This is a genomic window from Pseudarthrobacter sp. 1G09, assembly GCF_050038305.1.
In the GTDB taxonomy this organism is placed as follows: Bacteria; Actinomycetota; Actinomycetes; order Actinomycetales; family Micrococcaceae; genus Arthrobacter; species Arthrobacter equi.
This window is the reverse complement of sequence record NZ_CP188306.1, coordinates 3,968,812-3,986,437: the sequence shown is the minus strand read 5'-3', so window position 1 is coordinate 3,986,437 and position 17,626 is coordinate 3,968,812. Positions and strand designations below refer to the sequence as shown.

Genomic DNA, 17,626 nt, shown 5'->3' with positions numbered 1-17,626 from the left:
GGGGCGTGCTGCCGGTGGCGGGGGTCACGGCTGCGGGTCGGTGTCCGGTTCTGAGTCCGGAACGGATTCGACGACGACGCGCTGCTGCCGGCCCACGCTCCGGCGGTCCAGGATCAGCGCCAGGACCGCACCGAGAACGGCTCCGGCGGCGCCGAACGTGATCATCAGGAAGCCAAAAACTGCGCCCGGATCGAAGTCCTCATCCGCGGGCACCCCGAATGCCGCGATTGCAGCTGCTGCGAAGCCCACCAGTGCGCCCAGGACCAGGAACGGTACGAATTTGGGGGCCCGGCGGACAGTTACCTCGCGCCGCTCGGCGGGGGGGTGGTTCGAAGACATGCCATCCAGCCTACTGCCGGAGATTTGGTGCGCGTAATGCAGCCGCGGAGTCGGGAGGTCCGGCGCCGGTGGGCGGCGCACGGAAAGGGCGGGCTGGCACTGTCCGCCCAGCGATATGACTGATATATCTATTGACACCAACTGTGGCCGCTGTCATATTCGGTAGTAGCACTATGTGCGCCGTGTTGTGTAATGCGCAATGCATCCGGCGCATGCCGAGCAGGTCGCCGGCGGGCAGCCACCCTGCCGTGTGGGCTAGATTGGCAGCTGGTGCCGACTCACCGGATCCGGCCGGATCCAGGAAAGGAACACAGAACCATGGTTCACAAAGTTCAAGCTGTCATTGCCCGTGAGAAGAACGCTCCGGTGTCATTGGAGACCATCCTGGTGCCGGATCCGGGTCCGGGCGAAGCATTGGTGGATATCCTGACCTGCGGTGTGTGCCACACCGACCTGCACTACAAGCAGGGCGGCATTGGCGATGATTTCCCCTACCTGCTGGGCCACGAGGCCACCGGCGTGGTCAGCGCCGTGGGCGAGGGCGTCACCGAGGTGGCGCCGGGTGACCGTGTGATCCTGAACTGGCGTGCGGTGTGCGGCCAGTGCCGCGCCTGTGCCAAGGGCCAGCCCCAGTACTGCTTCAACACCGCCAACGCCACCCAGAAGATGACCCTTGAGGACGGCACCGAGCTGTCTCCCGCGCTGGGCATCGGCGCGTTCGCTGAAAAGACACTCGTTGCCGCCGGGCAGTGCACCAAGGTGGATCCCGAGGCTGATGCTGCCGCTGTGGGCCTGCTGGGCTGCGGCGTGATGGCCGGCATTGGCGCCGCCATCAACACCGGTGAGGTCAAGCGCGGCGAATCCGTGGCCGTGATCGGCTGCGGCGGCGTGGGCATCGCGGCGATCGCCGGCGCCAAGCTCGCCGGCGCCACCACGATCATCGCCGTGGACATCGACGACAACAAAATCGACATGGCCAAGAACCTCGGCGCCACCCACGGCGTCAACTCCAAGCAGGAAGACGCCGTGGAGGCCATCCAGGCCCTCACCGGAGGCAACGGAGCGGACGTGGTGATTGACGCCGTCGGCCGTCCTGAAACCTTCAAGCAGGCTTTCTATGCCCGCGACCTCGCCGGCCGGGTGGTCCTGGTGGGCGTTCCGACGCCGGAGATGCAGCTGGAACTGCCGCTGCTGGATGTCTTTGGCCGCGGCGGGTCGCTGAAGTCCTCCTGGTATGGCGACTGCCTGCCCTCCCGCGATTTCCCCATGCTCGTGTCCCACTACAAGCAGGGCAACCTGGACTTGGACGCTTTTGTGTCCGAGCGGATCACCATCGACCAGGTGGAGGAGGCCTTCGGCAAGATGCATGAGGGCAAGGTCCTGCGCTCCGTCGTCGAAATCCAGGCGGGTACCCAAACCGCGGGTGCCTCCGCATGAGCGTCACCATCGAAAACCTCGTCACCTCGGGCACGTTTTCGCTCGACGGCGGCACCTGGGATGTGGACAACAACGTCTGGATCGTGGGCAACGGCACCGAGTGCGTGATCATCGATTCCCCGCATGACGCCGCGGCGATCATTAACAAGGTCAAGGGCCGCACGGTCAAGGCCATCCTGCTCACGCACGCGCACAACGACCACATCGGCGCTGCCCGCGAGGTTGCAGAAGCCGTGGGCGCACCGATCATCCTGAACCGGGAGGACCTGGTCCTCTGGGAACAGGAATACCCGGACGCCACCCCGGACCAGTACCACGGGGACGGCGACGAGTTCGAAGTGGGCGGCGCCGTGCTCAAGGCCATCCACACGCCGGGCCACTCGCCGGGATCCACCTGCTTCTACCTGGCGAGCGAAGGAACCGTGTTCACGGGGGACACCCTGTTCAACGGCGGACCGGGTGCCACCGGCCGGTCGTACAGCGACTACCCCACCATCCTCACCTCCATCCGCGAACGGCTGCTGACCCTGCCGGCCGAAACGGTGGTCCGCACCGGCCACGGTGACAACACCACCATCGCGGCCGAACAGGAAACCCTGGCCAAGATCGCGGAGTAGGCGCAGTCCAGAAGAGCGCGCAGTGGAGGCGTGCCGGGAAACCCCGGCACGCCTCCCTCAGCGATTGATCAACATATGCCGGTAAGGAAGTTGGAACGATGAAGTTCGGTAAGCAGCCCGCCCCGGTGGCGGATATTAACGAGGACCTGCTTGAGGTCCACAAGCCCAAGACCGAGGCCGCGGGCGTCAAAGCCGTCATGGTGGCGCTGGAGCGCGCGGTGGCACAGGCGGGCGTGACCCGGACGGCGCAGTCCCTGCTGCGGTTGAACCAGCGCGGCGGCTTCGACTGCCCGGGCTGCGCGTGGCCGGAATCGGACAAGAAGCGCAAGGCTGCCGAGTTCTGCGAGAACGGCGCCAAGGCCGTGGCCGAGGAAAACACCCTCCGCACCGTGGGCGCCGAGTTCTGGGCCAAGCACTCCATTGCTGAACTGTCGGAGAAGACCGAGTACTGGCTGGGAAACCAGGGCCGGCTCAGCGAACCCATGGTGATCCGGGAAGGCGAAACGCACTATTCGCCCATCTCCTGGAATGACGCGTTTGAGCTGATCGGTGAGCACATCCGTGCCACCACGCCGGACCGCTCCGTCTTCTACACCTCAGGCCGCACCGCCAACGAGACCGCTTTCATGTACCAGCTGTTCGCGCGGGCCCTGGGCACCAACAACCTTCCGGACTGCTCCAACATGTGCCACGAGTCCTCCGGCTCCGCGCTGAACCCGACCATCGGCATCGGCAAGGGCACGGTGTCCCTGGACGACATCCACGACTCCGAACTCATCTTCGTGGTGGGCCAGAACCCGGGCACCAACCACCCGCGCATGCTCTCCGCACTCAAGGAGTGCAAGGACAAGGGTGGCAAGGTGGTGGCCGTGAACCCCCTGCCCGAGGCCGGCCTGTTCAACTTCAAGGACCCCCAGACGGTCTCCGGCGTGGTGGGCGGCGGTACGCCGCTGGCCGACGAATACCTGCAGATCAAGGTGGGCGGGGACCTGGCCCTGTTCCAGGCGCTTGGCCACCTGCTGCTGGAGGCCGAGGAGAAGAACCCGGGAACCGTCGTCGACCATTCCTTCATCGCCGCGCAGACGGACGGGTTCGATGCCTACCGCGATGCCCGCCGCACCCTGGACTGGGACGAGACGGAGAAGGCCACCGGCCTGGACCGGGCGCAGATCGAGAAGGTGGCAGGGATGCTGCTGGCCTCCAAGGCCTCCATCTTCTGCTGGGCGCTGGGTGTCACCCAGCAGCCGCACTCCGTGGACACCATCAAGGAAATGGTCAACGTCCTGCTGCTGCAGGGCAACTTCGGCAAGCCAGGTGCCGGCGCGTGCCCCGTCCGCGGGCACTCCAACGTCCAGGGCGACCGGACCATGGGCATCTGGGAAAAGCCCAAGGAATGGCTGCTGGCGGCGCTCGATGCCGAGTTCGGGATTACGTCCCCGCGGCACCACGGCCACGATGCCGTGGAGTCCATGGAGGCTTTCGACCGCGACGAGGTGGACGTCTTCGTTTCGATGGGCGGCAACTTCTCGCTCGCCTGCTCTGACACGGAGGCCCTGGAAGCGGGCATGCAGCGCATCGGCCTGACCGTGCACATCTCCACGAAGCCCAACCGCTCCCACATTGTGCACGGCCGCACGTCGCTGATCCTGCCCACGCTGGGCCGCACGGACAAGGACGACAAGCACCCCAAGGGCGCGCAGTTCCTATCCGTGGAGGACTCAATGTCCGTGGTCCACTCCACCCAGGGCCGCCTCACGCCGGTGTCCGATCACCTGCTCGCGGAACCCGTGATCGTGGCCCGGATGGCCGAGGCCACCTTCGGCAAGGACCACTCCGTGGATTGGCGCGGCATGGCCGAGGATTACGACGTGATCCGCGACCACATCTCCCGCGTCCTGCCGGGCTTCGAGGACTTCAACGCCCGGGTCCGGACCAAGAACGGCTTCGTGCTGCCCAACCCGCCGCGCGACACCCGTTCCTTCGCCACGGACATCGGCCGCGGCCGGTTCACGGTGAGCCCGCTGGAGTACCTGACCCCGCCGGCCGGCCACCTGGTGCTGCAGACCATCCGCAGCCACGACCAGTACAACACCACGTTCTACGGCCTGGACGACCGCTACCGCGGCGTTTCCGGCGGCCGCCGCGTCATCCTGATCCACCCGGAGGACCTTGCCGAGTCGGGCTTCCAGGACCGGGAACTCGTGGACGTGGTGAGCACCTTCCAGGGCGTCGACCGCCGCGCGGACAAGTTCCGCCTGGTGGCGTACCCCACCGCCAAGGGCTGCGCAGCGGCGTACTTCCCCGAAGCCAATGCCCTGGTCCACAAGGAAAACGTGGCCCGCCAATCCAACACTCCCGGCTTCAAGGCCATGTTCGTACGCTTTGAGCCGCACACGGACAGGGACGCAACAGCCGAAGAGTCGGCCGGGCAGCTCACAGGTACGCCGGCCTAGCTCCACTGGCCTCCTGCAAAGGGCAGGCAATGGCGGCATTCCGGTTATGCCGGGGTGCCGTCATTGTCTTGCCCCGGGGCAGTGTTAGCCGTGGGCGCTCAGGTGCTGCCCCAGGGCGTTTTCCCAGGGTGATCCGTGGTGGCGAACAATGTCGATGGCGCCGATTTCCAGTCTCCAGGGTAAGGGGGTGGTTCCCGGTCCTGGTGTTCGCTTTGGTAGTGGCGGCCGGTGGGTGAGGTCCAGCCAGGGGGTTCGTTCCGGCCCGCGGGGGTGGGTGTCCAGGCTGTGGTGTGGCGGAGTTTGTGGTGTTTCGGGCAGGGCTGACCGAGGTTGTTGATTCCGGTGGTGCCGCCGTTGGCCCAGGCGAGGAGGTGGTCGGCGTCGTTGTCCAGGGAGTGGTTGCTGCAGCCAGGGAACGGGCATTTACCGTCCCGCATCCGCAACCAGGCCCGCATCGCACCCGTGACCCGGTACCTGGTCCGCCCGATTTCCAGCGGCGCCCCCTCCCTGGGATCCAACAGCACGCGGTAGAACGACCCCGCATCATTGGCGACCAGGTCCCGGGCCATCGCCGGCGGGACGGGACCGTACCCGTCCAGGACCGCCGGTTCATCGGTGACGCCCATCAGGGAGAACGCCGGGACGGTCATCAGCACCTGCGCCCGGATCCCGGCGGACGCCCGCTCAACGGCCTCACGTCCAGGCCCGGCCGCAGGGTAAGTGGCCAGCAGTGCCGTGGCGTGGAGGTCCGCGCGCAATTGGGCGAAGGTCCGCGGCTCATCGGGACCCTGCAGGGCCCGGGCTTCGGAGGTGAGGCGGTCCCAGGCCGCCGAGGCCTGGCCGGCCGGCAGGTACGCGGACAGCCAGGCCATGCCGTCCCGGTCTGGCCGGTACTCCACCCGCCGCTCCGCCACCCCCTTGGCGTGCCGGGCCTCGATATTCTCGGCGTGGTGGCGTTCCCGCCAGGTCCGGGCCTTGACCCGGAACCGGTGCGCCGGCAACTCCCCCACCGGGCAGCCCCGCGCCGGGACTGCAGCGCCCGGGTCCTGTGTCCCGGGCAGGAAATGCTCCTCCAGCGCCGCCGCACCCGCAGGGTCCAGGCCGGTTGCCTCGTCCGCCATGACATGCGCGTGTTGCCAGGACAGCGCCCCGGCCTGCAGCCCGGCCAACGTGCGGGGCAGCGTGGTGACCAGGGCATGGGAGGTAGCCAGGAACGACGATGCCGCCCGCGGCCCCAACGCCAGGACGCAGCCGACCTCAGCCGCGGCCGACATTTCCTGCGAATGCGCCGGCATCCCCGGCCCCGCAACAGCCGCTGCACTCTCCGCATACGCACGCCACAGCAGCCTTCGCCTTCACCCCGGCGACCCGCGCCTTCACCGCCCGGGCGCCGGCCAGGATGTCCAAGCAGCCATCCGCCAAACCAGCCAACGGATCAGCCGCCGAAAACGGCACGGAACCGCACCCCTCCACCTCCGCAACCAGCACGGCAAGGGCAGCGTCGATTTCCTCGAACGCCTTCACCACCGCTGCTTTCCCCATAACCCCATCTTGGCAAAGGGGTACGACATTCAAAGGACCCAACGGGTTTCGACAAGCTCAACCACCGCAACGCACCCACCAACCGGGTTTCGACGGGCTCAACCACTGGAACGGGCATCTCCAGCGGGTTTCGACTGGATCAACCACGAGGCATGCACAAACACTGCAAAAAAGGGTGGTTGGGCCCGCCGGTCTCAAGCAGGCCCAACCACCCCGTGGGAGGAAAGAGAATCAGCCGCGGATGCGCTCCATCCCCGGGTCCACCAGGGGCTCGGCGGAGACGGTGGCTGCCACGCGCTTGCCGAAGTATTCGATCTCCACGGCGTCACCGATTTCGACGCCGGCGGGCAACCAGGCGTAGGCGATCGGCTTGTGCACGGTGTAGCCGTAGGCCGCGCTGGTGACGTACCCAACGGCTTCCCCGCCCACGTACACAGGTTCCTTGCCGAGCACCACTGACGTGCCGTCGTCGACCGTCAGGCAGCGCAGTGCGCGGGTAGCGGGCTGCTCCTTGCGCGACGCAAGGGCCTCGGCGCCCACGAACCCCGTCTTGTCCTTGGCCACGGAGAAGCCCAGGCCGGACTCGTAGGGGTGGTGCTCGGAGGTCATGTCGGTGCCCCACAGCCGGTAGCCCTTCTCCAGCCGCATGCTGTTGAAGGCGCCGCGTCCGGCGGCGACAATGCCGTGCTCCCGGCCGGCCTCGAACAACAGGTCCCAGAGCTTCAAGCCGTACTCGGCGGTGGTGTAGAGCTCCCAGCCCAGTTCGCCCACGTAGGACAGGCGCATGGCGGTCACGGGGATGCCGCCTACGGAGATTTCTTTGGTACGGAAGTACTTCAGGCCGTCGTTGGTCAGGTCGTCCTCACTGACCTTTCCGATCACTTCGCGGGCCAGCGGGCCCCACAAACCGATGCAGCAGGTGCTGCCGGTGATGTCGGCGACGTGCGCCCACTGGGCCGGATCCGCAGCCGACTGCCGGCGGGCCTCCACGCGGAGGTAGTCGAAGTCCACATTGCTGTTGACGCCCAGCTGGAACTCCTCCTCGGTGAGCCTGGCGACGGTCACGTCACTGCGGATGCCGCCGTCGTGCTCAAGCAGGAGGCAGTAGGTCACGGCGCCGGGCTTCTTGGCAATGTTGCCCGTGCTGAGCCGGTGCAGCAGCGCCTGCGCCCCGGGGCCGGTCACGGAGAGCCGCTTCAGCGGCGTCATGTCGTAGAGCCCGACGGCGGTGCGCGTCTTCCACGCTTCGGCGGCGGAGATGGGGGAGTGGAACATGGCGGCCCACTCCTCGCGTTCGGGCGCGCGCCATTCCTCGGGCAGCTCCGCCAGGAGCCCGCGGTTGGCTTCGAACCAGTGCGGCCGCTCCCAACCGGCGGACTCCAGGAAGAACGCCCCGAGCTCCTTCTGGCGGACGTTGAACGGGCTGACCCGCAGGTCCCGCGGCGACTTGCGCGGCTGCAGCGGATGGAGGATGTCGTAGATCTCCACGAAGTTCTGCTGTGAGGTTTCGCTGACGTACGAGTCCGAGGTCTGCACCTTTTCGAAGCGGGTGAGCTCCGTTCCGTGCAGGTCGGTGCGGGAGCGGCCTTCCACGAGCAGTTCGGCAACAGCCTTGGCCACCCCGGAGGAGTGCGTCACCCAAACAGCTTCGGCCACGAAGAAGCCGGCCAGGTCCGGGTGTTCGCCGATCAGCGGGCCGCCGTCCGGAGTGAACGAGAAGATGCCGTTGAAGCCGTCCTGGATGCCGGCGCTGCGCAGTGCCGGCAGCAGGTCCTGGCTGTCCTCCCACGCGGGCAGGAAATCCTCAAGGGTGAAGTCGAGCCGGGACGGCATGCGGTGGTCGGACATCTCGTCCGCGGCCACCTTCGGCAGGGCGGACATGTCCACGGGCATCGGACGGTGGGCGTAGCTGCCGATGCCGATGCGGTTGCCCCACTCGCGGTAGTACAGGTCCTTGTCCTGATAGCGCAGGATGGGCTTGCTGGCCCCCTTGGGGAGCTCGTTGACGCCCTCAAGTTCGGGAAGCGGCGTGGTGACGACGTACTGGTGGGCCAGTGGCAGGAGGGGGACCTCCAGGCCCACCATCTTGCCGAGCTCGCGGCCCCAGAACCCTGCGCAGGACACGACGATGTCCGCCGGGACCACGCCGCCGGAGGTCTCGACGCCGGTGACCTTGCCGCCCTCCCGGGCGATGCCGGTGACGGTGGTGGAACCAAGGTAGGTGACGCCGCGTTCCCGGGAACGCCCGATCAGCAGCTGTACCGCCCGGGCGGCCAGCGCGAGCCCGTCGGTGGGAATCAGCAGGCCGCCCAGGACCTCGCGGCCGCCAGTGAGCGTGCCGGTGTTCAGCAGCGGGTAGATCTTTTCGCATTCATCAGCGTCGATGATCCGGCTTTCGACACCCCAGGAGGTCATCACGCCCATCTTGCGCTTGAGGTCCGCCAGCCGCTCGGGGGTGGTGGCCAGCTCCAGGCCGCCTACCTGGTTGAAGCAGGACTCCCCGTCCTTGCTGAGCGAGAGCAGCTTGTTGACGGTGTAGGTGGCGAACTCCGTCATCGTCTTTGACCCATTGTTCTGGAACACCAGGCCCGGGGCGTGGGAGGTGGAACCGCCGGCAAGTTCAAGCGGTCCCTGTTCCACCACGGTGACGTTGGTCCAGCCGCGGCTGGCGAGTTCGTCGGCGAGGTTCGTGCCGACGATGCCGGCTCCGATGATGACGACGCGGGGCGATGCGGTCATGGCGTGTGGATCTCCTGGTTGGCGGTGTTAATGAGGAGCTGCGCTGTCGCTTCGCTATGAGCAACGCACATCACCATATGCAACACGGTGGCGCAGCTCACATCAGATGTCAAGGGGCCACCTGCTTTGTTGCGGAGCCGGCGGGAGTATGTCGGAGGCAAGGAGAAAGGCCCCCGCCGCAAATGCGGCGAAGGCCTCTCTGCTTTGCGGCCCGGCTATGCCCCGGCCTGTTTCGGGCAGTCCCGGGTCAGTGGGAGAAGTCCGCCGAGATCTCGGCGAGGGTGCGCCCCTTCGTCTCAGGCGCGAGCCATTGCGAGAGGGCTGCGCCGAGTAATGCGACGGCGGCGGCTACCACCATGGTTGCGCCCATGCCGATGCTGGCGATCGCCCATGGCAGGGCGAAGGTGCCGAGTGCGGCTCCAATGCGGCTGAAGGACGCGGCGAAGCCCATGCCGACGCCACGCAGGTGGCCTGGGAATACCTCGGCCGGATAGACCTGGGTCATCGTGGTGTAGCCGGCGTTGAAGTAGGAGAAGGCGAGAAACAGGACGAGCACGAGGATCGCCGGTGCGTTCCCCCAGACTCCGATGACCAGCAGGATGCCCGCGCAGAGCCACTGCCCGGGCACGGTGAGGATTCGGCGACCGAGCTTGTCAATCAGAAGTACGCTGGTGACAACGCCCGCGACCGCAAGTGCGGACAGGCCGACTCCACCGGCCCAGCCGCCGCCGAAGCCGAATTGGGTGAGCACCTCGTCGGCGAAGGTCGCGATCGCGAAGTACGGAGTGACCGCGCAGAACCAAAAACCTGCAGTGAAGGCGGTGGCGCGCCAGTACTGCCTCGAGAACAGCATCTTGAAAGAGGCGTTCTTGATTTTGGTTCCATTCTTCGCAGCTTCGGCTTCCTGGATCATCCTCAGATCCATCTCTCCGGTAATGCTGTCGTGCATTTGGGGCGATTCGATATACCGGTCTGCGATCGCGAGTGCTTCCTTATGCCGTCCCTTCGTAATGAGCCAGCTCGGCGATTCGGGGAGGCCCAAGCGTGCCAGGAACAGGACGAGTGCGAGTATCGCGCAGGTGCCGAGTACCAGGCGCCATGGGGTCCCGGCGTCGTGCAGGAGCGTGCCGACGATGAATGCCGCCATGAAACCGACGTACCAGGCAATCAGGGTCAGCCCCAACAACCGCCCGCGGAGCTTTGGAGGGGAGAACTCGGAGAGCAGTGGCCCGCCAATTGAGTACTCGCCGCCGATCGCGACGCCCATGACGAACCGGATGGCGGCCAGCTGGATTACGGCCCCGTCTCCGGAGGTGATGAAGAACTGGGCCGTTGAGGCGACCAGGAACAGCCCCATGTCCACGAGGAACATGGGTTTGCGTCCGAATTTGTCAGTAGCCCAGCCGGCCAGGGGGGAGCCGACGAAGATACCCACGAGCGGGCCTGCAGCGATCATGCCCAGGGATAGTGCGTCGAGCTGGAGATCTGACCGCATGGATCCGGCGACGGGGCCGATGATTCCGAGGATGTAACCGTCAAGGAACATCCCGCCGATGAAGACAGCGACGAGCCGAATCATGAAGCGGCGTTTGAACGCGGAGCTGGATGCTTCTGCTCTGGTTTGATCGATGGTGCTGCCACCTTGGATTGTCATCAACAGTTCCTTCGGGTTTCATTCGCGGCAGCGGGATGCTCGCCGCAGCGGGAGCGGCTTGGAGGACATGATTCCTCCACCAGCGGCCACCGCAGGTCGGTTTCTCGTTGTGATCGATCGCGTCCCGGGTGCTGCGGCGGACGTGCCGCGGAAACAAGAGGTTCGCGCATTCGAGAAGGCTTTCGTTCCGGGATGATCAACAAGCTTCGTTTTATGCAACAAAACAGTGCGCCAGGTCACAGCCGTTGTCAAGAACATGTCGGCCGTCAATTGCGGAGTTCAGCACCGGCGCCCGCCCCAAGAATGGGCAGCAGGAATCACGCCCCCGGCTACAGGGGAGCGAGCGGCACGAATGGGCGTCGCGGGGCGCTAGTCCTGCCGGCCGGCACCTGCCTGGAGAAGGTCTTCTGTTACGGCGCGGGGCCACTCCAGCCGGTCCCGGCCCGCGTAGGCGTTCAGGCTGTGGCCCCTGCTGAATCCCACGAGCGTCAGGCCGGTTTCGACCGCCAGGTCGATGGCCAGGCTTGACGGGGCGCTCACCGCGGAGAGCACTGGAATGCCGGCCAGTGCGGCCTTCTGGACGAGTTCAAACGACGCCCGGCCGGACACCTGCAACACCGTGCCGCGCAGGGGCAGCAGGCCCTGCCGGAGGGCCCATCCCACCACCTTGTCCACGGCATTGTGCCGGCCCACGTCCTCGCGCAGGCACAGCAGCTCAGGCTCGCCATCACCCAGCCGGAAGAGGCCTGCAGCGTGGACGCCGCCCGTCTTGTCGAACACGGCCTGGGCTTCCCGGAGCTTCTCCGGCAGGGCGGCGAGTGCGTCGACGGGTACCTTCAGCGGGTCGGCGGAGGGATCGTAGTGCAGGGTTTTCCGCACCGCTTCGATGGACTCCGTGCCGCAGATGCCGCACGAGCTGGAGGTGTAGACATGCCGCATCGTTTCGGGCAGGGGCACGTCCGGACGCAGCTGGGTGTCCACTACGTTGAAGGTCTGGACCTCGTCCGGACCTCCGGCGCAGAAGCGCAGGGAGACCAGCTCGGATCCGTCCCGGATAACACCTTCGGAGACGAGGAATCCGGCCACGAGGTCGAAGTCGTCGCCCGGCGTCCTCATGGTGACGGCGAACGAACGGCCGCCCAGCCGGATCTCCAGCGGCTCTTCTGCGGCGATCACATCCTCCTTGAACCGAACCGGATGTTCGGTGCCCGAGCCGTCCAGATGGAAGCGGTGGATCTTGCGGCGCTGCGTCATGCGTGCCAAGGCGTGCTCCTTCCAGCGCTTGCGGCCAGCGGGGCGGCTACCGCCGCCGGGGTCCAGGGAAGTGGCAGCACCGGCACGGGTTGCCCCGAGTCGACGCCGCCGGGAGGGACAACCATGATGCCCTCAGCCCAGGCCAGTCCGCGCATCATTCCCGGTCCGGTGTGGGCCACGGGAAAGGCCAGCCCGGACAGGAACCTGCATGGGATGAGCCGCGTCCGCCCCTTTCCGTCGCTGCAGCCGCCGTCGGGGCCGAAGTCATTGCCGGAGGCGGCGTGCCGGACCTGCGGCAGTGGCTGGTTTCCCAGCGCGGCCAGCAAAGGGGCGCCGATGGTGGCCAGCGCCATCATGGCGGCCAGGGGATTTCCGGGAAGTCCGACGGCGAAGCGCCCGTCGGGCAGTTCGGCCAGGACGGCGGGGTGTCCGGGGCGCATGGCGACACCGTCCAGCAGCAGGCGGCCACCCAGGGCGGCCACCGCGTCCCGGAAGTGGTCGGTGCCGGACTTGCCGGTTCCTCCGGTGGTGATGACGACGTCGGCCCGCGACTTCGAACCGGCACCGGAGCCTTCCAGTGCCTCCAGCCATGCATCGAAGGAGTCCCCAATGCGGGTGAAAGCGCCCGGTGCGCCGCCCAGCTGGGAAATGACGGTGCCCAGCTGCGGCCCGAAGGTGTCCCGGACGTTTCCGGGAGCAGGAATGCCTGACGTCACTACCTCGGAGCCGGTCAGGACGACGGAAACCATTGGTTGTGACTGCACCTCCACCTGGTCATGGCCGGCCACGGCAGCAAGGGCCAGATGGGCGGGGTTGAGGACGGTGCCCACGGGGATCAGCGTTTCGCCGGCCAACGCCTCGGTCCCCGCGGGGCGCACGTGCTGGCCCGGCCGGGGTTCGCCCGGCTTCGCGTCGGCGCGGACGGCAAGGACGGGGCGCCCCGTTCCGTCCTCAGCCACCAGCCCGCTTTCCTTGCGGAGCACCGCTGTTGCGCCGTCCGGAACCAGGCCGCCGGTGGCGATGACGGCTGCCGTGCCCGGCGCCAGTGGCTGCTGCCCGCCGGCCAGCAGCCAGGGGCCATCCCCGTTCAGTGCCCAGCCGTCCATTGCCGACGAGGCGTAGTGGGGCAGGTCCTGCAACGCGGTCACCCCTCTGGAGAGGGTTCGTCCGGCCGCTTGATGGAGCGGAACCTGAACGGATGGGAGGGGTCCTGCGCAGTCGTAGGCCAGGCGCCTGGCTTCCGGCCAATCGATCGAGTGCAGTCCGGTCCCCGCCATTGGGGACGTGGGAGCTGCGATGGGCGTGAACGTCATCATGGTGCCCCTTGCGGAGTTGAAGCGAAAACGCCCGTTGCCCGTAAGCGGTGCTTCGACGAGGAATACCTCCCCAGGTTTCAGGCCATCGAAGCACCGTCTACGAGCAACGGGTGACTGATATCTCTTTATTGCAACTAAAGATATATCAGTTATGTTAGGTCAGTGGTGGATGCCGTGTCCACACTTTTTTGAACGCTAGGCGTTTTCCAAAAGCTGGACCGGCGACTGCTGCAGGGCAGCCTCCACCGTGTGCAGCAGCAACAGCGCGGTGGTCACCGAGCCGACGCCGCCGGGGACCGGGGTCAGCGCGGCGGCGATGCCGTTCACGCTTGCCCCGTCCACATCGCCCACTAGGGAGCCGTCCGGGAGGACGTTGGTGCCAACGTCCACTACTACGGTGTCCGGCGAGATGTGGCTGCCGTTCACCAGTCCCGTCTTGCCGGCGGCCACCACCACAATGTCTGCCTGCCTGGTGTGCCGTTCCAGCGGGCCGGAACGGGAGTGGCACACGGTGATGGCGGCGTCGCGTCCCAGCAGCAGCAGCGCCAGGGGTTTGCCCACGACGGCGGACCGGCCCACCACTGCCACGCTGCGGCCCGCAACGGGGACCTCGTAGTGGTCGAGGATTTCGACCACGGCGCGGGCGGTGGCGGGTGCGAAGGCCGGCTGACCCACGGCAAGGCGGCCGAGGCTGAGCGGGTTGGCGCCGTCAATGTCCTTTTCCGGCGCGATCAGGCCCACCAGGGCATCGCTCCGGACTCCTGCCGGCAGTGGCGTCTGCAGGATGATGCCGTGGACCGAGGGCTCCGCGCTGAGGTCCCGCAGGACGTTGGCCAGCACCTGCTCGGTGGCATCGTGCCCGAGGTCGATGATGCGGCAGCCGATGCCCGCCGCTTCAGCCGCCCGTTCAATGGAGCGGACGTACCAGTGCGTTGACCCGTCGTCGGTGGCGATGACCACGGCCAGGGAGGGATGCGCACCGTCCCTCTCGAGGTCCCGGGCCTCATCGTGGGCGCGCTGCCGGATGACACCGGCCAGCGCTTTTCCGGACAGTGTTGTGGTAGTCGAGGTGCTCATCGAAGGATCCTTTCCCGTACCCGGGCCGCGAGGCTGTCCGCTGCCGCAACAACCTTGTCTGCAAGGCCGTCCGTCTGGTCCGCCAGCAGCGACCTGACGGACGGGTCCTTGATGGCCACGAGGTTGATGTCGATGTTCACCCTGGCGGTGGTTGCGGCGGCCCGGGCGGCATCCGCTGCTGCGGCGACGTCGCTGATGACGTTCGGGTTTGCCACCTCGCCCAGTTCAGTGGCGAGTTGCACCACCGAACCGGCGAGTTTGATGAGCTGAGCCGGAGTCTGCGCAGCCTGGACGAGGGCTGCCTGGATGGCGCCGCTCCTGGCAGCCTTCAGTTCCTCCGTGTCGGCAGGCATCCTGTAGGAATCGATGACCGCCTGGAAGACCTGCTCATCCGAATCCGCCAGCCGCAGTGCTTCGGTGGCGAGTTCATCGGCGATGCCGGTGATCCGCTCCACCAGCGCCGCGTGTTCCGCGTACTTGGGACCCGTGGTGTACCGGGCCACCATGGCCACCAGGGCAGCGCCCTGCGCAGCGTGGAGGGCCGCAGCGGCACCGCCCCCGGGGGTCGGCTGCCGGGAGGCGAGCCGGGCCAGGTAGCCGCGGATGGTCTCTGCGCCTATTGAGGCCGGGCCGGGGGAACCTGCGCTGTCCGCTTGCTGTTCGGCCATGGTCAGCCGCGCAGCCGGGACATCGTGGGATCGTACAGCGGATCCTGCGTCACCGTGGCAATGATGCGGCGGGCGAAGTACTCGATTTCCACCGAGTCACCCACCGATACCTCGGCGGGAAGGTAAGCGTACGCAATGGGCTTGGCCACCGTGTATCCGTAGGCCGCGCTGGTGACGTAACCCACCGCCTGGTCCTTGTAGAACACCGGTTCCTTGCCCAGCACAATGCTGCGGCCGTCGTCGACCGTCAGGCAGCGCAGGCGCCGCGCCGACGTCTCCTCCGTCCGTCCTTCCAGGGCGGCCTTGCCGACGAAGTTCTCCTTGGCCATCTTGACGGCGAAGCCCAGGCCCGCCTCGAACGGATCGTGCTCGGTGGTCATGTCCGTGCCCCAGGAGCGGTAGCCCTTCTCCAGGCGGAGCGAGCTGAAGGCAGCGCGGCCTGCGGCGATGATGCCGAAGGGCTGGCCGGCCTTCCACAGCGCATCCCAGAGGCGCTGGCCGTTGTCTGCGCTGGTGTAGAGCTCCCAGCCGAGCTCGCCGACGTAGGACAGCCGCATGGCGGTGACCGGGACGCCGCCGATGACAACCTGCTTGGACCGGAAGTACTTCAGGCCGTCGTTGGTGAAGTCGTCCTTGCTGACCGCGCCGACCACCTCACGGGCGAGGGGGCCCCAGAGGCCGATGCAGCAGGTGCCGCCGGTGGTGTCGCGCACCTGGACCCAGTCGCTGGCGGTGCCGCTTTCGGTCTGGTGCCGTGCGGCCCGGTCGAAGTAGGCGGTGTCGATATTGCCGTTGGCGCCCAGCTGGAACGTGTCCTCGCTCAGGCGCGCCACGGTGATGTCGCTTCGGACGCCGCCCTGCTCGTCCAGCAGGAGCGTGTAGGTGACGGCTCCGGGCTTCTTGTTCATTTCCGCGGTGGTCAGTTCCTGCAGCAGCTTCAGGGCGCCCGGGCCGGAGACCTCGAGGCGCTTCAGCGGCGTCATGTCGTACATCGCGACGGCGGTACGCGTCTTCCAGGCCTCGGCTGCGGCGATGGGGGAGCTGAACATGCCGGACCAGGCATCGCGTGCCGGCGGCTGCCAGCCTGCCGGCATCTCCTTGAGCAGTTCGGCGTTGGCCTCGAACCAGTAGGGGCGTTCCCAGCCGCCGCCTTCCAGGAAGTAGCCGCCCAATTGCTTGTGCCGGGCGTGGAAGGGGCTGACGCGCAGGTTGCGCGGGGACAGCTTGGGCTGGAGCGGGTGCAGGACGTCGTAGATTTCCACGAAGTTCTGCTGCGAGGTTTCGCTGACGTACTCGGGGGTCAGCTGTACTTCCTCGAAGCGGTGGATGTCGCAGTCGCCCAGGTCGATGGAGGACTTGCCGGTGGTCAGCAGTTCCGCCACGGCGCGGGCGATGCCGGCGGAGTGGGTCACCCACACGGCTTCGGCCACGAAGAAGCCGTCCAGTTCCTTGGACTCGCCCACCAGGGAGCCGCCGTCAGGGGTGAAGGAGAAGATGCCGTTGAAGCCGTCCTCGATTTCGCTTTCGCGCAGGGCGGGCAGGATCTGCTTGGTGGCCTCCCACGCCGGGAGGAAGTCCTCCAGGGTGAAGTCCAGGCGGGAGGGCATGTTGTGCTCGCTGATCTCGTCCGGCTTGAAGCTGCCGAGTTCGTCCAGGTCCACGGGCATGGGCTTGTGGGCGTAGGAGCCGATGCCGTACCGGTCGCCGTGCTCGCGGTAGTAGAGGTCCTGGTCCTGGTGGCGGAGGATGGGGAGCTGTGCGCCGTTGGGCAGCTCATTCTTGCCCTGCAGTGCCGGGACCGGAGTGGTCTTGACGTACTGGTGCGCCAGGGGCAGCAGCGGCACGGACATGCCGATCAGTTCGCCGATCTTGGCACCCCAGAATCCGCCGCAGGAGACCACGATGTCAGCCGGGATCACGCCGTCGGGCGTCTGCACGCCGGTGACGCGGCGGCCGGTCTGTTCGATCCCCGTGACGGTGGTGTTGCCCTGGTATTTCACGCCGGCGGCTTCGGTGCGCTTGATCAGCAACTGCACGGCGCGGGCAGCGCTGGCGAGTCCGTCGCTCGGAACGTGGAGGCCGCCGAGGATGTCCTCATCGTTGATGAGCGGGTAGAGCTCCTTGCACTCGGCCGGGGAGAGGATGGAACCCTCGATGCCCCATGCCTGTGCATACCCGAGCTTGCGCTTGAGGTCGGCCAGGCGGGTTTCGTTGGTGGCAACTTCCAGGCCGCCCACCTGGTTGAAGCAGCTGACGCCGTCCTCGGTCAGCGAGAGGAGCTTTTCCACGGTGTACTTGGCAAACAGCGCCATGGACTTGGAGGGGTTGGTCTGGAAGACCAGGCCGGGGGCGTGGGACGTTGAGCCGCCCGGCATGCTGAGCGGGCCCTGGTCCAGGACGGTGATGTTGTTCCAACCCCTGGTGACCAGTTCATCCGCCAGGTTCGTGCCGACAATGCCAGCTCCGATGATGACAATGCGTGGCGTCGATTCCATGTGGTTCTCCTGCTGAAAAGTCATTGATGTGCTGT

The 17,626-nt window shown here is 66.9% G+C and carries 11 protein-coding genes and 1 pseudogene; 3 read left to right on the top strand and 9 right to left on the bottom strand.

The features are described from left to right. Window positions 1-24: 24 nt before the first annotated feature. Window positions 25-339 carry a hypothetical protein gene (locus tag ACP3TD_RS18450; protein WP_426764429.1) on the bottom strand — a complete coding sequence of 105 codons (315 nt, stop codon included), beginning with the start codon at window positions 337-339 and terminating at the stop codon, window positions 25-27. A 318-nt stretch (window positions 340-657) separates the two neighbouring features. Here ACP3TD_RS18450 and ACP3TD_RS18445 point away from each other — a divergent pair, with 318 nt between their 5' ends. The 3 genes from ACP3TD_RS18445 to ACP3TD_RS18435 all read left to right on the top strand — a co-directional run bounded on the left by ACP3TD_RS18445 (window position 658) and on the right by ACP3TD_RS18435 (window position 4,846). Continuing rightward, window positions 658-1,776, top strand: coding sequence for an S-(hydroxymethyl)mycothiol dehydrogenase (locus ACP3TD_RS18445; RefSeq protein WP_426764428.1), 1,119 nt, complete (start codon window positions 658-660; stop codon window positions 1,774-1,776). Then, complete coding sequence (locus tag ACP3TD_RS18440; RefSeq protein ID WP_426764426.1) at window positions 1,773-2,393, top strand: MBL fold metallo-hydrolase; 621 nt, start codon at window positions 1,773-1,775, stop codon at window positions 2,391-2,393. Before ACP3TD_RS18445 ends, ACP3TD_RS18440 begins: the two co-directional genes overlap by 4 nt. 98 nt (window positions 2,394-2,491) lie before the next feature. Next, window positions 2,492-4,846 carry an FdhF/YdeP family oxidoreductase gene (locus tag ACP3TD_RS18435; protein ID WP_426764425.1) on the top strand — a complete coding sequence of 785 codons (2,355 nt, stop codon included), beginning with the start codon at window positions 2,492-2,494 and terminating at the stop codon, window positions 4,844-4,846. A gap of 98 nt (window positions 4,847-4,944) precedes the next feature. Here ACP3TD_RS18435 and ACP3TD_RS18430 read toward each other — a convergent pair. The 8 genes and pseudogenes from ACP3TD_RS18430 to ACP3TD_RS18395 form a co-directional block, all read right to left on the bottom strand. Further along, window positions 4,945-6,388, bottom strand: a pseudogene (locus ACP3TD_RS18430) (DUF222 domain-containing protein). Between the two features lie 231 nt (window positions 6,389-6,619). After that, entirely contained in the window at window positions 6,620-9,127 is a 2,508-nt protein-coding gene (locus ACP3TD_RS18425) for a GcvT family protein (RefSeq protein ID WP_426764424.1), read from the bottom strand. Between the two features lie 247 nt (window positions 9,128-9,374). Continuing rightward, the gene (locus ACP3TD_RS18420) at window positions 9,375-10,781 is read right to left on the bottom strand and encodes an MFS transporter (RefSeq protein ID WP_426764423.1); all 1,407 of its coding nucleotides are present in this window, start codon (window positions 10,779-10,781) and stop codon (window positions 9,375-9,377) included. Between the two features lie 369 nt (window positions 10,782-11,150). Continuing rightward, complete coding sequence (gene fdhD, locus ACP3TD_RS18415; RefSeq protein ID WP_426764422.1) at window positions 11,151-12,044, bottom strand: formate dehydrogenase accessory sulfurtransferase FdhD; 894 nt, start codon at window positions 12,042-12,044, stop codon at window positions 11,151-11,153. Next, window positions 12,032-13,351, bottom strand: coding sequence for a molybdopterin molybdotransferase MoeA (locus ACP3TD_RS18410; protein ID WP_426764421.1), 1,320 nt, complete (start codon window positions 13,349-13,351; stop codon window positions 12,032-12,034). Before ACP3TD_RS18410 ends, fdhD begins: the two co-directional genes overlap by 13 nt. A gap of 195 nt (window positions 13,352-13,546) precedes the next feature. Next, the gene (locus ACP3TD_RS18405) at window positions 13,547-14,428 is read right to left on the bottom strand and encodes a bifunctional 5,10-methylenetetrahydrofolate dehydrogenase/5,10-methenyltetrahydrofolate cyclohydrolase (RefSeq protein ID WP_426764420.1); all 882 of its coding nucleotides are present in this window, start codon (window positions 14,426-14,428) and stop codon (window positions 13,547-13,549) included. After that, the gene (locus tag ACP3TD_RS18400; protein WP_426764419.1) at window positions 14,425-15,096 is read right to left on the bottom strand and encodes a cyclodeaminase/cyclohydrolase family protein; all 672 of its coding nucleotides are present in this window, start codon (window positions 15,094-15,096) and stop codon (window positions 14,425-14,427) included. The genes ACP3TD_RS18405 and ACP3TD_RS18400 overlap by 4 nt, the downstream gene beginning before the upstream one ends. Before the next feature lie 2 nt (window positions 15,097-15,098). Then, a complete protein-coding gene (locus ACP3TD_RS18395; protein ID WP_426764418.1) occupies window positions 15,099-17,591 on the bottom strand; it encodes a GcvT family protein in 2,493 nt (830 codons plus the stop codon). Window positions 17,592-17,626 lie beyond the last annotated feature (35 nt).